The sequence below is a fragment of the Marinobacter salinisoli genome (genome assembly GCF_017301335.1).
Taxonomy (GTDB): Bacteria; Pseudomonadota; Gammaproteobacteria; order Pseudomonadales; family Oleiphilaceae; genus Marinobacter; species Marinobacter salinisoli.
Window position 1 is genome coordinate 40,706 of sequence record NZ_CP071247.1, and the last position, 15,801, is coordinate 56,506.

Below are 15,801 nucleotides of genomic sequence, written 5' to 3' on the forward strand. Positions count from 1 at the left end.
GACACATGGATAGCCAACAACAATTCAAGCGCCGCTTTAGCTTCGAGTTTTTCCCGCCCAAAACCGAACAGGGCAAGGAAAAACTGCAAGCTGTGCGCGACCAGCTGGCCGAGGTGACCCCTGATTTCTTCTCGGTCACCTTTGGCGCCGGCGGTTCGACACGTGACCGTACCATTGACACCGTGCTCAGCTTGCAGCAGCAGGGCATTTCCACGGCGCCGCACCTGTCCTGCGTCGGGGGCACCCGCGAGGAGATCGGCGAACTGCTGGATCTTTACAAGCAGCACGGCATCAACCGCATCGTCGCCCTCCGGGGCGACCTGCCCTCCGGCATGGGAGCATCCGGAGAGCTGCGCTACGCCAACGAACTGGTGGAATTCATTCGTGAACACAGCGGAGACACCTTCAACCTGGAAGTGGCGGCCTACCCGGAGTTCCATCCCCAGGCCCGCAGTGCGGAAGAGGATCTGCAAAACTTCGCCCGCAAGGTGAAGGCTGGCGCCAACAGCGCGATCACGCAGTACTTCTTCAACGCGGACAGCTACTTCTATTTCATCGACCGTCTGGAGAAGATGGATGTCACCGTACCGGTGGTGCCCGGCATCATGCCGATCGTCAACTTCTCCAGTCTGGTTCGGTTCTCCGACATGTGCGGAGCGGAAATCCCGCGCTGGATCCGCAAGCAGCTGGAGGCATACGGTGACGATACCGACAGCATCCGCAAGTTCGGCGAAGAGGTCGTCACGGACATGTGTGAAAAGTTGCTGAAAGCCGGCGCTCCCGGCCTGCACTTCTACACCCTGAACCAGGCCCAGCCCAGCCTGAACATCTGGAAAAACCTGGGTATCAACGAGAACGAACGGATTTCGTTCTGATCCTCCGAGGCATGGTCCGGATGGCCCTGGCCATGCCTATCTCACTTCAATAGCCAGTCTCTTAGCGGCACAAACACCCGTGCCAACATCTGCACACTCCGCTTTCCTGAACTAAACTCGCCCCGAGCATTTCTATTCACGCGCCCCCGACATTCGCAGTCAGACGCGGTGGTTGTCGGACAGCCTTACCGGGCAACAGGGGCATAGCGAGAAGCGAGAGGAGAAAAGCATGAGCACGACTTGGCTTAAAAAGATTGGCGCCACTGTGGCACTGACCCTTGCCGCAGGCGCAGCGAGCGCAGAAACCCTGCGCGTGGTCACTGATCCGAGCTTCGTTCCGTTTGAGATGATGGACCAGGAAACCGGTGAAATGGTCGGCTTCGACATGGAGATCATCGCGGAAGTGGCCGAACGTGCCGGCTTCGATTACGACCTGAACACCATGGACTTCAACGGCATCATTCCGGCACTCCAGACCGGTAACGTCGACATCGCCATTGCCGGTATCACCATTACTGAAGAGCGCTCGCAGATCGTCGATTTTTCTGACCCATACTACGATTCCGGGCTGCGAATTCTGGTGCGCAACGGCGAGGATGGCGTGAGCACCCTGGAGGATCTCGAAGGCAAAAAAATCGGCACCAAAATCGGCTCCACCAGTTACGACTACCTGATGGCCAACATCGACGAGGATGACGGAGTAACCCCCTATCCGGGCAGCTCCGACATGTACATGGCACTGATGTCCCGGGCGGTGGACGCGGTTTTCTATGATGCGCCAAACGTGGGCTACTTTGCGCGCACCAGAGGCGACGGCAAGGTCACCACCGTCGGCCCGCTCTACGAAGGGCAGCAATACGGCATCGCACTCAAAAAGGGAAGTGAGTGGGTTGATGATGTCAACGAGGCCCTTGCCGCCATGAAGGAAGACGGTACCTACAAAGCCATCTATGAGAAATGGTTTGGCGAGATGCCGGAAGACATGTGAGGTAGCCCCCCGGGTCTATTAACCTCTCGCCGGGGCTGCGATGCCCCGGCCACATCGCACTGACGCCATCCTTCGGAGATTGCCACCGTGGAATTCCAGTTTCAGTTCGACTGGCAAGCCGCCATCGACTCCATTCCTTTCCTGCTCAAGGGTATTCCCTATACCCTGCTGATTTCCTTCGCGGGTCTGGTTATTGGTTTTGCGCTGGGCATTATTTTCGGCCTGCTCAGTATCAATAAAAAGTGGTTCCTGCGCTGGCCAGCGACCGCTTACATCGAGATCTTCCGGGGCACCCCCATTCTGGTGCAGGTACTGTTTATCTTTTACGGCTTGCCCGACCTGATCGGTGACCCCATTGAACCTCTGACCGCCGGCATCGCCGCCATTGCCCTCAACTCCGGCGCCTATATTTCCGAGGTGGTACGCGGTGGCGTGCAATCCATCGACAAGGGCCAGACCGAAGCCGGCCTGTCGCTTGGGCTGTCCCGTACCCAGACCTTCTGGTCCATCGTCTGGCCGCAGGCCTTCCGCCGCATGATTCCGCCACTGGGCAACCAGGCGATTGTCAGCATCAAGGACACCTCCCTGTTCTCGGTGATTGGCGTTGGCGAACTGGTCCGACAGGGCCAGATCTACATCGCCAACACCTTTACGGCCTTCGAGGTGTACTTTGTTGTAGCGATCCTTTACCTCGCGATCACGCTCACCCTCTCCACCATACTGCGCATACTCGAGCGGCGCGGTGTCGCCTCTGTCTGATGGGAAGGATGTCATGACTCATATCGTAGAAATGAAGGACATGAACAAATACTTCGGCGAGCTGCATGTCCTGAAAAACATCGACCTCACCGTGGAGCCCGGTGAAGTGGTGGTTATCATCGGTGCCAGTGGTTCCGGCAAGTCGACCCTGATCCGGTGCGTTAACGGCCTTGAAGAGTATGAATCCGGCCAGCTGATCGTCGACGGCCATCCGCTCGCCCCGAAAGGCGGCAACCAGAAATCCCTGAACGCGATCCGCAAGGAAGTGGGCATGGTGTTCCAGCAGTTCAACCTGTTTCCACACCTGACCGTGCGCAAGAACATCATGCTGGCGCCCCAGAAGGTCAAAGATACGTCGGACACGGTGGCACGGGCGACCGCTGAACGCCTGCTGGATCGCGTGGGCATCGGCAACCAGGCCGACAAATATCCCTCTCAGTTATCCGGTGGTCAGCAGCAACGGGTGGCCATTGCCCGAGCACTGGCTATGGAACCCCGGCTGATGCTGTTCGACGAACCCACCTCTGCGCTGGATCCGGAAATGATCGGTGAGGTGCTGGATGTCATGCGTGAACTGGCCAAAGAAGGCATGACCATGATGGTGGTCACGCACGAGATGGGCTTCGCCCGGGAAGTAGCCGACCGTGTGATCTACATACACCAGGGCCAGATCGTGGAACAGGGCAAGCCAGAGGAGGTATTCGATAATCCGCAGAACGAACGCACCCAGGCGTTTCTGTCACGGGTTCTCGCTCACTGAATTCGTCCAGGTCATGATTGGAACGAGCGGGAGGGCGGCAATTGTTATAGGCACCCCGGCGCCCGAATCGAGAGAAAGCCAGCGGGTTCCGAGTCGACTTCGGCAAGGTAGGTTGTCAGTTCATCAAGCCTGGTCCTCCAGGACCCAATATCAGGCACCTTCGGTGCCCAGGCTTCCCGTTGGGCCAAGGTGTAACTGTCGGCGGCGAGTTCATGAACTGCGCGGGTAAACAGGGCCATCAGGACGGGGACATCTGGCTCGATGGTCCTTCGGATGGAGAGAGTCATGAACCCGGCACGAGATCGGATATCGTTCTTTTGCCACCCAAAAGGTCTTCCGCGCTCTCACGCCCTGCCTTAACACCGACACGGTTGTGCTGCGGCTGATTCTGGCCCGCTTTTACCTTTCCAGTGAGCGATTCCATCGAAATCTCAATGCCAACCATCGCCTTCGCCCTCAATGCCGTCCTCATCAGCGACGATCAGCAGCCCGAAGCCGTATTCTCGAATGAGCTGTTGCAGAGTTTCGCGCTTATCCTCCCCGAAATGCGTGAGAACATACATGCGCCAAAACTCCGATGGGGACAATGGATGAAGCCCGATTAAGTCACAGAAAAAAAGCCCGGTTCCACCGGGCCGTTCTATTTCTGAAACCAACATGCATCGCAACTTATAACTTCTTCCGTCCAAACGGCAGGAGCTGAGGCACCCTATCCATATAGTCCCGATACTCCTGACCAAACTGGCGCAGCAGATCTCGCTCTTCGTAGCCAATGCCGATGAAAATGTAGATCGACAACAAAGAGGCAATCAGCATATGGCCCACGGTCATTGAAGGGGTAGCCCACAGCACAATCAGCAAGCCAAGATAGAGCGGGTGACGGGTGTACTTGTAGGCAGCCGGCTCAATAAAGGGCTGCCCCTGTGGCTCAATGCCCCGGAATTCCTGCCACGCCTGCGCGAGTCCGAACAGCTGCCAATGACTGATCATGAAGGTTGACCACAAGACCAGTCCCGCCCCCATCAGAAACAGCAGGAAGATCGGATAAACCACGCCTCCCTCAACCTGCCAAACCACGGTGGGCATCGGCTGCCAGGCCAGATACAGCCAAGCCAGTACCAGGCAGGTAGCCAGCACATACGTACTGCGTTCGGCACTTTCCGGAACCAAGCGGGTAATCAACCGCTTGAATCCCAGTCTGGCCATAATGCTGTGCTGCAGGGAAAAGACCAGCAAGAGCACAACATTGCTGAGCCCAGCCGGCAGGCCCGGTATCACCAATGCCACGATACCGCTGTCGACGGATTTGAGCCCCGCCAGGCCCGGCACGAGAATCGCCAGCGCATCACCGGCCATAAACACAATGAAGTAGGTAAAGACGCCCAGAAACAACAGATAGCTCACCAGGCTGTAGCTGAGTTTGAACAGTTTCATAACGTGTCTCCGATTATCGAGAGGTCAAAGCCTGGTTACGCCGCCATCGCACGGGTTTCACTTTCCTGTACGTGACGAAGGATGGCTCCGTTTATGGTTTGCGTGTGGGTAGCAGGCCCCATGTGCCCCATCCCATCCATGATGGTGAGTTCACCATGGGGAATAGCCGTTTGCAGTAGCAGGTCCGCCATACGCCTGGCATGAGGCTGAGTGGTCTGCCCGACAAAGATCTGAGTCGGCAGTCGGCACTCGATGGTTTCGTAAATGCCCTCGGGCTGACTGATGGCCTCCTGGAAGTCCCGGTAAACCATGGGCGCGGCCCTTAACAGCTTGTTTCTGCCGATCTCCGGCAGGTCATTCCAGGCACCCTGCCGGTCCCAGAAATTGATGAAGGACTCCATTCCAACACTCGGGGAGGCCCCGGACACAAGACGGGAAAGGTCCACGAAATCCCCAAGGAACTTCATATCCTGCTCTTCCTGTCCGCCTTTGAAGATGGCGGGCAAGACAGGCTCGTAAAACGTGAGGCTCAAAATGCAGTGGGGAATCGTTCTTAGAATCTCCAGTGCTACGGAGCTGCCGAAGGAATGCGCGACCAGGTGTACGGGACCATGTCGTCTGATGCCCTTAACCAAAGGACTGGCCCGATACGCCAAACTGGGACGTTCCGGTAAGGCAACCGACGCCGCCTTGCCGTAGCCCATAAGGTCGGGCGTGAATACCGTTCTCTGCCCGGCGCATTGTTCTTTAAGAGAGCGCCAGATAGCGCCGGAACTGGCAGAGCCATGAATGGCCATAATGGGAAAGCGTTGCATAAATCACCTCGTGCTTTGCGTGTTGCCGGAGAGGTTATTTAGGCAAATGGCCAAAACAGCCGCTTGAAGATTTCCTGGGGAATTCTGGAGAAGTCGTGGAAATGGAGATTCAAAGCCCCAGACGGCTGAATGCCGCCTGAATTCGCTGGCGAACAACACCCGGACTGAACTGCAGTGCCCGGAAAAAATAATCACTATCAATATCGGGTTTTCGCCCCCTGGCCTTTCTCAGCCAAGTTTCCGCCTGATCACTGGCGCCGTCCATGGCGCACGTGGCAGCCGCCAGCAAATCCATGACCGGTATAGCCCCTGGCTGGCACGCGGCCTTCACGGCCCATAGGCGAGCATTGGCCACATCGCCATCGGCGATGTAAGAGAAGGCCCGAATGCCGTAGAACCCATAAAGGAACGGGTCCAGTGGGCTCAGTGATACGGCCTGTTCGGAATCCTGGTAACCCCTGAGTTCCTCACTGGCCATCAGGGACGCCAAGCCATGGGCATAATAGCCCTGAGCGTAGTTCGGATTGAGGGCCACCGCCCGTTCCAGCCAAGGTAAGCTGGCCGTGGGATCACCAGATAGCCAGTGCGTTCGCCCCATCACGAAATTCGCCATGGGGTCCAGGCTATCCAGCTCGATACTGCGCTCGGCACTTTCCCTGGCGATGCGCACCGAGGTATCCCGATCCACCCCCTTGTATGCGTTAAAGGCATTTTGAAATTCCGCTGCCGACAGGCCGGCATGAGCTCGGGCAAAACCGGGTTCCAGCTCGACGGCCCGGCGAAATAACGTGGTGGCTGCCTGATTATCTTTTTCAGTAAAACGAAACAGGTGCGAGATACCGAGATGGTAGCTCTCCCAAGTGTCCAGGTTATCGGGAGATTTGAGTTTGGCGCGCTGCACTTCGTGGGCCGAGATCTGCAGTTCAAAAGCAGCAATGGTTCGGGTAACGATATCCGAGCGCACTTCGTGCACATCGTCCAGCGAACCGGTTATTCGCTCGGCCCAGAGTACCGACTCAGCGGCCATATCAATAAGTTCAAAATTGATGGCAAGCTCTTTGCCGTCTATTTCCAGACAGCCAGCCAGGCAATAGCGGGCATGGGTTAACCGGTGCATCTCGGCATAGGACATACCAGCTGCCGTTAACCGGAAAGCACTGGCCCGGGCAATGACCTTCAGCCAGCGCAACCGCGACAATCCGGTGATGATGTCGTGGGCCAGGCCCTGCGACAACACCGCCTGTTTGACATCGTTGCCCAGCAGAGTAAAAGGCAGAACCACTATGGAAGGTCGCTGATCTGCGCAGCCACCGGTGGAAGGCCGAACATCATCCTCGACGACCTCGCCCACAAACCGGAAGCCAAAACCGTGAATGGTTTTTATCAGCGCCTGAGCTTTGCCATCATCGCCGATGGCGTGGCGGGCGCTCTTGATACGGCTGGATAACGCCGAGTCCGACACCACTCGCCCCGGCCAGACCATCGCCATGAGGTCGTCCTTAGCAACCGTCCGCTCCCGGTTTTCGATCAGGGCCTTGAGGACGGAAAAAACCTGGGGCTCAACCGCGACGGGCCGGTTGTCGCACAGCAGTTCGTGCCGGGCAAGGTCCAAGCGAAAGTTGCCAAAACGATAAACCGAGGCGGGCACCTAAGAGCCTCCTTGAGCGACTGGCGTTTGCTTTTCAAACAAACCTAGTCCAGAAAGCGATTAAGCGCCCCAAGCGCTCGTTCTTCTCAAGAATATGCGCTTCACTGAAAAAGGCGCAAAGCACGATCTCGAGGCTCACGCCCCAAGGGTGTCTCAGTGCCAGCTCCATAGCTATACCCTTATCCAACTTTTCCGGCATTCCGGGGCGCTCATACCGGAGCGACATTGGTCGACGGGGCATGCGCCTTTGGCAGGGTGGCCTGCCCCCGCTGTTAACTGTATTATCCGCCGAGGTTAACAGCACTCATTCAGTAACTCTCAGCGTCACCGGAGACCACACATGCGCAACGCCGATCTCGTCGCTCGCGATCTCAAAGCCGTATGGCATCCCTGCACCCAGATGAAAGATCACGAAAGCCTGCCACTGGTGCCTATCAAAAAAGGCAGCGGTGTCTGGCTGGAAGACTTTGATGGCAACCGCTATATCGACGCAGTCAGCTCCTGGTGGGTGAATCTGTTTGGCCACGCCAATCCGCGCATCAACGCCGCTATTCAGGAGCAGATCGGACAGCTGGAACACGTGATTCTGGCCGGTTTCAGCCACGAACCGGTGGTCAATCTTTCCGAGCGTCTGATTGAGGTGACGCCGGCAGGGTTAAACAAATGCTTCTATGCCGACAATGGTTCCTCGGCCATCGAAGCCGCGCTCAAGATGAGTTACCACTACTGGAAGAACCACGGCAAACCGTCCAAGAAAAACTTCGTCAACCTGAGCAACAGTTACCATGGCGAAACCCTGGGCGCCCTGGCGCTGGGGGATGTGGCGCTCTACAAGGACACCTACCAGCCCTTGCTGATGGAAGTGCTCACCGCGCCGTCACCTGACGCCTACAACAAAGAACCGGGCGAGACCGACGAAGCCTACGCCTTGCGCCAGTTTGAAGCCATGGAGCAACTGCTGGCCGAAAAGCACGAGGAAATCTGCGCCGTCGTCGTGGAACCGCTGGTACAGTGCGCCGGCAGCATGCGCATGCACCACCCGATCTATCACACCAAACTCCGCGAGGCCTGCAACCGCTATGGCGTGCACCTGATCGCGGATGAGATTGCCGTGGGCTTTGGCCGGACCGGTACCCTGTTCGCCTGCGAGCAGGCTGGTATCACTCCCGACTTCATGTGTCTGTCCAAAGGCCTGACCGCCGGCTACCTGCCCCTGTCGGTGGTACTGACAACCAACGACGTTTACGATGCGTTCTACGACGATTACGAAACCCTGCGGGCTTTCCTGCATTCCCACAGCTACACCGGCAACCCGATTGGCTGCGCTGTGGCGCTGGCCACGCTGGATATCTTCCGGGACGACAACGTGATCGAGAACAACCGCCGGTTGTCGGCATGCATGGCGGAGAGTGTTGCCCACCTCGCAGATCATCCCCACGTCGGGGATATTCGCCAGCACGGCATGACCCTGGCGGTGGAAATGGTGAAGGACAAAGCCTCGAAAACCCCGTTCCCCTGGCAGGAACGTCGCGGTATCCGGGTGTACCAGCACGCACTGACGCGGGAGTCCTTGCTCCGCCCCCTGGGTAATGTGGTTTACTTCATGCCGCCGTACGTCATCACCGAGGATCAGATCCGGCATCTGGCCCAGGTGGCGACCGAAGGTATTGATATCGCCGTTCGAGACTGACACAGGACCCACACACCATGCGCATCCCCCGCATCTACACCGACGCCCCTCTGGGCCAGGGTGCCACAACGGAACTGGATGAAAACGCCGCCCAACATGTGGGCCGGGTGCTGCGCATGCAACCGGGCCAGGAATTGCTCCTGTTCAATGGCGATGGCAAGGACTACCCGGCCACCATCACCGAATCCGGTAAGAAGCGGGTTGAGGTTGCGGTGGGCACACCGGCCGACAATCCGACCGAATCCGGATTGCAGATCGTTCTCGGGCAAACCCTGTCCAAGGGTGACCGCATGGATTACGCGGTTCAGAAAGCGGTTGAAATGGGGGTGACCCAGATTGTGCCGCTCACCACCGAGCGCTGCGACGTCCGACTCAAAGGCGACCGGGAAGAAAAACGCCTGCGCCACTGGCAGTCCGTAGCCGTCAGTGCCGCTGAACAGTGTGGCCGCGCCCGGGTCCCTGACATCCACCCGGTGATGACAGTCGACCAGTGGCTGGAATTCAGCCGCGAGTGCGATCTGCGTCTGGTTCTGCACCACCGAACGGAACAATCCCTGCAATCCATGACTCCTCCCTCGCAGGTCGCGCTGATGATCGGACCGGAAGGCGGGCTGAGTGCCGAGGAGATTACCCGGGCCGAAGCGGCCGGATTTCTGCCCGTCGCCCTTGGCCCGAGGGTGCTGCGTACCGAAACCGCGCCCGTGGCCGCCATCGCCCTCTGCCAGTGGCTGTGGGGCGACTTTGGCGACAGCGCCTGAACAAGGCCGTACCGCCGTCTCAGACTGGCATCCAAGTCATTGACAGTACTCGCACCGATCCACATGATGCTGGGTCAATGCCCGTAGTTTCGAGCGCCTGCCCCACAGGTCAAAAAACGATACTAAAGAATCACCTAGCGCGAGTTCCGGATGACGAGTTTGCTCACCAACCCTGAGTTCTGGCAATACCTCAGTATCCCCGTTATTGCCGCCCTGATCGGTTGGACCACCAACTGGCTGGCGATAAAAATGACGTTTTACCCGCTCGAATTCATCGGCAAACCACCGATTTTCGGCTGGCAGGGGATCATTCCCTCCAAGGCCCGGAAAATGGCGGCCATAAGCGTGGATGCCACCATCGCCAAGATCGGCACGGTGGATGAAATCTTCCAGCAGATCGACCCCAAGGTACTGGCGACCCACATTATCAGTTCAGTGGATCCCCGCATTGAGGAATACGTGGATGAGATGATGGCCAGGGAGCACCCCACCTTCTGGGAGAACCTGCCCTCCTCGGCCCGCAAGATGGTGTACGAGCGGGTGCGCAAGTCCACTCCGCAACTGGTCGATAACCTGGTGGGCGATATCTCGGACAACATCGAGGACCTGCTGGACATCAAGGGTATGGTGATCGACCGCCTCGCCCGGGACAAACGTCTGTTGAACCGGATTTTCCTGGAGTGTGGCGAGGTGGAGTTCCGCTTCATCATCAACTCCGGCCTGTACTTCGGTTTTTTGTTTGGTCTCATTCAAATGGCCGTTTGGTACGTTTATCCGGCCTGGTGGGTATTGCCCTTCTTCGGACTGCTGGTGGGCTGGGCCACCAACTGGATCGCGCTGAATGTTATCTTCCGTCCGCTGCACGCCAAAAAGGTGGGGCCGTTCAAGGTTCAGGGGCTGTTCCTGAAGCGCCAGCCCGAAGTGGCCGAGTCGTTCTGCCATATCGTGACCCACGAAATCCTCACGGTGGGCAACATCATCCGGGCGATTATGGATGGCCCCAAGGGCGACCGGGCCCGCAACATGGTCAAAAAGCACATCAAACCGCTGGTGGATGAAACCGCAGGCATGGGCAAGGCCCTGACCCAGGTTGCTTTCGGCCCCACCGGCTTTGCCACCCTGAAGAATCAGGTCGGTGAAAAAGCCATCGAGATCTCGAAAACCTCTTTCACTAACCCGGTGTTCGAACAGGACCGGGCACGGGCGGTGGAATCGATTATGGTGGAGCGCATGACGGCGCTGTCTTCAGAGGAGTTTCAGGATCTGCTGAGGCCCTGCTTCCAGGAAGATGAGATCAAGCTGATACTGGTCGGTGCCTTCCTGGGGATGACCGCCGGTATCTGCCAACTGGTCTTCGTATTCGGGCACGCCGCGCTGTAACGGCGCACCGGGCTCAGGCGGCCGCGATTTTATTCAGGCCGGGCCGCCTCTTCATCCCGTTTGGCTCGCGTTTCAACTTGCTGAGCCTTGTTGCCATCCTGCTCAGCAATCTCAATTCCCTCTTTCACGGCGCGGTCGACCTGGTCCGGGTCCTTGGCAAGTTCGGCAAAGGTCTTATCAAACAGGTCGTGTTCACCCCGGATCTCCCGCAGTGGTATTGGAAACGGCAACCGGTCCACCACCCCATCCTCATCCTGGCGGACTGCGGTCAGCACATCGTCAATGGTTATGCGGTCCAGAACCCGGCCGGGCACCAGTTGATCGCCCTGACGCCCGGCCAGCGACAGCAACCCTGCCCGAATCAGTTTGTCACTCACGCCCCGGGTCACTTCACCGGGCACGCGCAGCCGCTGCTCCAGCGCCTCCTGCTGGGGAGCGGGCTCTCCCTTACTGAACGGCACGGATACCAGCCACATGAGCGAGAGCGCCACTTTCTCCTGCAACTCCGGCGCGAGTTGCACCTGCCGGCGCTTGGCCACCGACCCCGGATTCTGCAGATAGAAAGTCAGGCTGGCGCCAAGCAGCAGGATCATCCAGTTCAGGTAGGTCCAGATCAGCAGGATGATGCCGATGGCAAAGCTGGAATAAATGGCCGCGTATTTCGCAGAGCCGGCAACGAAGGAAGCGAACAGCATGCCCCCCGCCTGCCAGGACACCCCGGCAACCAGCCCGCCGATAAAGGCATACCGGAGTTTGACCCGGGTATTGGGCATGAAGATGTAGACGAAGGTGAAAGCACCAACCACCAGCAGGAACGGGGTTAACCGGCTCACCATCAGGATGGCCGAACCGAACGGTTCAATAGCGAGCAGCTTCTGAACCAGCTCCGAAGAGAAGATGGTGGCGCTCACGCCAATGGCCGAAACCATGAGCAAAGGCCCCACCATGATCACACTCAGGTAATTACTGAAGCGCTGGGCCAGCGAGCGCATGTCCGGCACGCGCCAGATCATGTTGAAGGAGCGCTCGATCTTCTGCAGCAGGGATACAACGGTATACACCAGAAGCGCCAGACCAAGAGAGCCGAGAACCCCGACCTTCATGTTATCCACAAAACCGAGAATCTGCTCGGCGATCTGCACCCCCTGGGGGCCCATGGGCTCGAAAAACTGGAACAGGAAGGGCTCCATCCGCTGATGCACGCCCATCGCTTTCAGCACCGAAAAACTCAATGCCAGCAGGGGCACAATGCTCAGCAGGGTGGTGTAAACCAGGCCCATGGCGTGGAGGGTCAGGAGCCCGCTGACCAGATCCCGGATCAGCGCATAGGAGGTGCGACCGATCTTGTACAGCCAGGTCCAGGGCCACTGGGTTGGTGGCGTGGGGTTGGCAAGAATCCAGTTTTCAGCGGCCTTGAGCCGATCTCTCATTTGGGAAGAAGCCACTCACCATCCTGTTGTCCGGGGGTTTTGTACAGGATATCAGTCAGATACCCAACTCAACAGAGTATGGTCAATTCCAGACCAAATGCGAACCAAACCCAAAAGCATAACTATATCTCAGCTTTTCACTTCCGGTTATAAATCATTTCCTGTAAAACCGTCGCCGAAATTGACGATTTTTCCGAACAGGTGTTCATTTATGCGTCTGCAGTATTCGCTGGCCCTCGTTGCGGCCACCACCATGATTCCGGGAGCCGCGCTGGCAACCAACGGATATTTTGCCCACGGCTATGGCACCATCAATAAAGGCATGGCCGGTGCAGGCGTCGCGCTGTCCCAGGACAGCATTGCCTCCGCCACCAATCCGGCCGGCATGGCCTTTGTCGGGAACCGGATCGACGGCGGCCTGGAAGTGTTTTCCCCACGTCGCCAGTACGAAGTGGAAGGCGACGTTCTGCCGCAGCCGGCGTTTTCACTGCAGCCGGGCACCTATGACAGCAGCCGTAATGGCTTTGTTATTCCTCACCTGGGCTTTAACCGCCAGCTCAACGAAAATCACGCTCTCGGCCTGTCGGTCTTTGCCAACGGTGGCATGAACACCTCCTACCCTGGCACAAACGGCGGACCGTTCTACGGCGGCCACACGGGCGTGGATCTGAAGCAGGTGTTCATCGCTCCGACCTGGTCCTGGGAATTCACCGACAATCAAGCCTTCGGGATTTCCCCGCTGTTTGCCTACCAGCAGTTCGAGGCCAAAGGGCTCGGTGCGTTTTCGAACTTTTCATCCGATCCCGCTGCCGTCACCAATAACGGCACCGACGACGCCTGGGGTTATGGTTTCCAGGTTGGCTGGCAGGGGCAAATCACCGACACCCTGCGCGGCGGCGTCAGCTGGCGCAATATCCTGCACATGAACGAATTCGACAAGTATCGGGGCCTGTTCGCCGAGCAGGGTGACTTTGATATTCCACAGATGTTCAAGGCCGGGATTGCCTGGTCCGGGCTTCAGGACCACTGGTTCCTGCTGGACCTGCAGCACATCCGCTACAGCGAAATCGACAGCGTCGGTAACCCGTTGCTGCCGAATCTGCAGACCGCCCAGCTCGGCGATGACGATGGAGCCGGTTTTGGCTGGGACGACATGACCGTCTTCAAACTGGGCTGGCAATGGCAGCAGACGCCCGAGCATGCCTGGCGCGCCGGTGTCAGCTATGGAGAAAACCCAATCTCCGACGAAGACGTGCTGTTCAACATCCTCGCTCCGGGCGTACAGGAATGGCACCTCACAGGCGGCTTTACTCACCACCTTGCCGCCGACCTCCAGCTCTCCGGCATGGTGTTTTACTCGCCGGCGAAAGAGGTATCCGGACCCAATCCGCTGTCGCCCAACCAGACCATCGCCCTGGAGATGTATCAGTTTGGTGCCTCTGCCAGCGTTGGCTGGACCTTCTGAGAAAAACACCGGACGATTTCATTTGCCCCGACTCTGCCGGGGCTTTTTTTTGCCATCCAACTAGGCGAGGGATTCCAGATTGTTCGCGGTGATATTCACGATCCGCTGCCTCGCCTCGCGACTCGCCCAGGCCGAATGAGGCGTGATAATCACGTTGGGAATGTCCTCGGCCAGCAGCGGGTTCCCGTTTCGAGGCGGCTCCTCAGTCAGTACGTCAAAGCCTGCGCCGCCAATCTGCCCCGTCCGAAGCGCATCGGCCAGGGCCGCTTCATCCACCAGACCACCACGGCTGGTATTGATCAGCAGGGCGTCTTTTTTCATCAGGCCCAGCTCACGGGCCCCGATGAGGTTGCGGGTCTCGTCGGTCAGCAGGCAATGCAACGACAGCACGTCCACCTTTGGCAGCAGCTCGTCCAGCGGTAAGCGGGACAAACCATCCACCTCCCCGGCTTCCTGGCCCGGCCGTGCTCCCAGCAGGATGTTCATGCCAAACGCCCGCGCCCGCTCGACCACACCCTGACCGAGATCACCGTAACCAACGATACCCAGCGTGCGGCCCTCCAGCTCGAGAATCGGGTGATCCATCAGGCAGAACATATCGCTTCTGGCCCAGCGGCCAGCCCGAACGTCCCGGTCGTAATCCAGCAAGCGGGTGGCCAGCGCGAGCATGAGCGCCATGGTGTGCTGGGCAACCGTCGAGCGGCCGTAGTTGGTCACGTTCATCACACGAATGCCGTGTGCCCGGGCGGCCTCCTGATCGATGTTATTCAGACCCGTGGCCACAACCGCAATGTGTTTCAGCTCCGGGCACGCTTCAAAATGAGACCGGCCGAGCACCACCTTGTTGGTGATGATGGTATCGAAGCCCCGGATACGTTCCAGCACCTGCTCCGGCGTCGTTCGCCCGTGCTGCTGGATCGAACCGGCGGCCCGCTCGAGGGGAGACAGGTCGACATCGCTTCCCAGCGTATCGGCATCGAGAAAGACTGCTTTCATACTTCGCTCCTGAATTCAGACAGGCACAGATTAGGTTAGACTGAAGCAAACGCGCAAACGAGGGCCGCTATCATGGAACATGCATTCTGGCATGAGCGCTGGGCAAAAAAAGAAATCGGCTTCCACGAAGGCACGGTGAATCAGTACCTTCACGACCACTGGCCCGATCTGGCCGGCAAGTCCGCCGATGCGGTTTTCGTCCCGCTGTGTGGCAAGGCCCACGACATGTGGTGGCTGCACGACCGCGGCCATCCGGTCATCGGGGTGGAGCTGAGCCAGGTGGCCTGCAAGGACTTCTTCGAGGAAGGCCAGGAGAAAGCCAAGGTTCATCCGGGCGAACCCTTCACCACCTTCAAACACGGCAACCTGGAGCTCTGGTGCGGTGATTTCTTCCAGCTGGTCCCGGAGGACCTCAAACACATTCGCCTGGTTTACGACCGCGCCGCGCTGATTGCCCTGCCCCCGAGAATGCGCCGCGGCTACGTTGAACATTTGACGGCGATCATCCCGGACGGCACCCGCATACTGCTGATCACCCTTGACTACGAGGGCAACCTCCAGGGGCCACCGTTCAATGTAAGCGACGATGAAGTCCGGGAACTGTACGCCGACGACTACGACATCGAACACCTGCGCACCAATACGCTGGCACGGGACCATCCCTTCGCCAAGCGTAAGGGTCTGGATGGCGCCACGGAAAGCGTCTTTCGCCTGATCAAGCAGTAAATCCCCGTTCTGCGAAACCGGTTTTACGGGCGTGCGGCTCAGCTGTCGTGCGCCCCGGTTCACAGCGCTACAAAAAG

General features: G+C 58.4%; 15 protein-coding genes. 9 read left to right on the forward strand and 6 right to left on the reverse strand.

What is annotated here, in order from left to right; translation table 11 throughout:
• The first annotated feature begins 5 nt into the window (after positions 1-5).
• The 4 genes from metF (at position 6) to LPB19_RS00215 (ending at position 3,382) form a co-directional block, all read left to right on the forward strand.
• Entirely contained in the window at positions 6-875 is an 870-nt protein-coding gene (gene metF, locus LPB19_RS00200) for a methylenetetrahydrofolate reductase [NAD(P)H] (protein WP_206644094.1), read from the forward strand.
• A gap of 229 nt (positions 876-1,104) precedes the next feature.
• Positions 1,105-1,863 carry a transporter substrate-binding domain-containing protein gene (locus LPB19_RS00205; RefSeq protein WP_206644095.1) on the forward strand — a complete coding sequence of 253 codons (759 nt, stop codon included), beginning with the start codon at positions 1,105-1,107 and terminating at the stop codon, positions 1,861-1,863.
• An 87-nt stretch (positions 1,864-1,950) separates the two neighbouring features.
• Entirely contained in the window at positions 1,951-2,622 is a 672-nt protein-coding gene (locus LPB19_RS00210) for an amino acid ABC transporter permease (RefSeq protein ID WP_206644096.1), read from the forward strand.
• Positions 2,623-2,635: 13 nt separating this feature from the next.
• Complete coding sequence (locus LPB19_RS00215) at positions 2,636-3,382, forward strand: amino acid ABC transporter ATP-binding protein (protein WP_323127897.1); 747 nt, start codon at positions 2,636-2,638, stop codon at positions 3,380-3,382.
• A 431-nt stretch (positions 3,383-3,813) separates the two neighbouring features.
• On the opposite strand, the gene LPB19_RS00220 is transcribed toward LPB19_RS00215, so the two are convergent.
• The 4 genes from LPB19_RS00220 to LPB19_RS00235 form a co-directional block, all read right to left on the reverse strand.
• The gene (locus tag LPB19_RS00220) at positions 3,814-3,945 is read right to left on the reverse strand and encodes an FMN-binding negative transcriptional regulator (RefSeq protein ID WP_206644097.1); all 132 of its coding nucleotides are present in this window, start codon (positions 3,943-3,945) and stop codon (positions 3,814-3,816) included.
• Between the two features lie 106 nt (positions 3,946-4,051).
• Entirely contained in the window at positions 4,052-4,816 is a 765-nt protein-coding gene (locus LPB19_RS00225; RefSeq protein ID WP_206644098.1) for a methyltransferase family protein, read from the reverse strand.
• Positions 4,817-4,851: 35 nt separating this feature from the next.
• On the reverse strand, positions 4,852-5,631 hold the full coding sequence (locus tag LPB19_RS00230; RefSeq protein ID WP_206644099.1) for an alpha/beta fold hydrolase: 780 nt from the start codon (positions 5,629-5,631) through the stop codon (positions 4,852-4,854).
• Between the two features lie 109 nt (positions 5,632-5,740).
• On the reverse strand, positions 5,741-7,279 hold the full coding sequence (locus LPB19_RS00235; protein WP_206644100.1) for a winged helix-turn-helix domain-containing tetratricopeptide repeat protein: 1,539 nt from the start codon (positions 7,277-7,279) through the stop codon (positions 5,741-5,743).
• A 340-nt stretch (positions 7,280-7,619) separates the two neighbouring features.
• Between LPB19_RS00235 and LPB19_RS00240 the strand changes: the two genes are divergently transcribed.
• From LPB19_RS00240 to LPB19_RS00250, 3 genes are all read left to right on the forward strand, one after another.
• Positions 7,620-8,969 (forward strand): adenosylmethionine--8-amino-7-oxononanoate transaminase, encoded by a 1,350-nt coding sequence (locus tag LPB19_RS00240; RefSeq protein ID WP_206644101.1) that lies wholly within the window; start codon positions 7,620-7,622, stop codon positions 8,967-8,969.
• A 17-nt stretch (positions 8,970-8,986) separates the two neighbouring features.
• Positions 8,987-9,727: a 16S rRNA (uracil(1498)-N(3))-methyltransferase gene (locus LPB19_RS00245; protein ID WP_206644102.1), complete on the forward strand. Its 741-nt coding sequence runs from the start codon at positions 8,987-8,989 to the stop codon at positions 9,725-9,727.
• A 150-nt stretch (positions 9,728-9,877) separates the two neighbouring features.
• Entirely contained in the window at positions 9,878-11,107 is a 1,230-nt protein-coding gene (locus tag LPB19_RS00250; protein WP_206644103.1) for a DUF445 domain-containing protein, read from the forward strand.
• 29 nt (positions 11,108-11,136) lie between these two features.
• Here LPB19_RS00250 and LPB19_RS00255 read toward each other — a convergent pair whose 3' ends face one another.
• A complete protein-coding gene (locus tag LPB19_RS00255) occupies positions 11,137-12,552 on the reverse strand; it encodes a YihY/virulence factor BrkB family protein (RefSeq protein ID WP_206644104.1) in 1,416 nt (471 codons plus the stop codon).
• A gap of 196 nt (positions 12,553-12,748) precedes the next feature.
• Between LPB19_RS00255 and LPB19_RS00260 the strand changes: the two genes are divergently transcribed.
• Positions 12,749-14,002: an OmpP1/FadL family transporter gene (locus LPB19_RS00260; protein WP_206644105.1), complete on the forward strand. Its 1,254-nt coding sequence runs from the start codon at positions 12,749-12,751 to the stop codon at positions 14,000-14,002.
• A 60-nt stretch (positions 14,003-14,062) separates the two neighbouring features.
• On the opposite strand, the gene LPB19_RS00265 is transcribed toward LPB19_RS00260, so the two are convergent.
• On the reverse strand, positions 14,063-14,998 hold the full coding sequence (locus LPB19_RS00265; RefSeq protein WP_206644106.1) for a D-2-hydroxyacid dehydrogenase: 936 nt from the start codon (positions 14,996-14,998) through the stop codon (positions 14,063-14,065).
• Positions 14,999-15,070: 72 nt separating this feature from the next.
• On the opposite strand from LPB19_RS00265, the gene tmpT reads away from it, so the two are divergent.
• Positions 15,071-15,724: a thiopurine S-methyltransferase gene (gene tmpT / locus LPB19_RS00270; protein ID WP_206644107.1), complete on the forward strand. Its 654-nt coding sequence runs from the start codon at positions 15,071-15,073 to the stop codon at positions 15,722-15,724.
• The last annotated feature ends 77 nt before the right edge of the window (positions 15,725-15,801 follow it).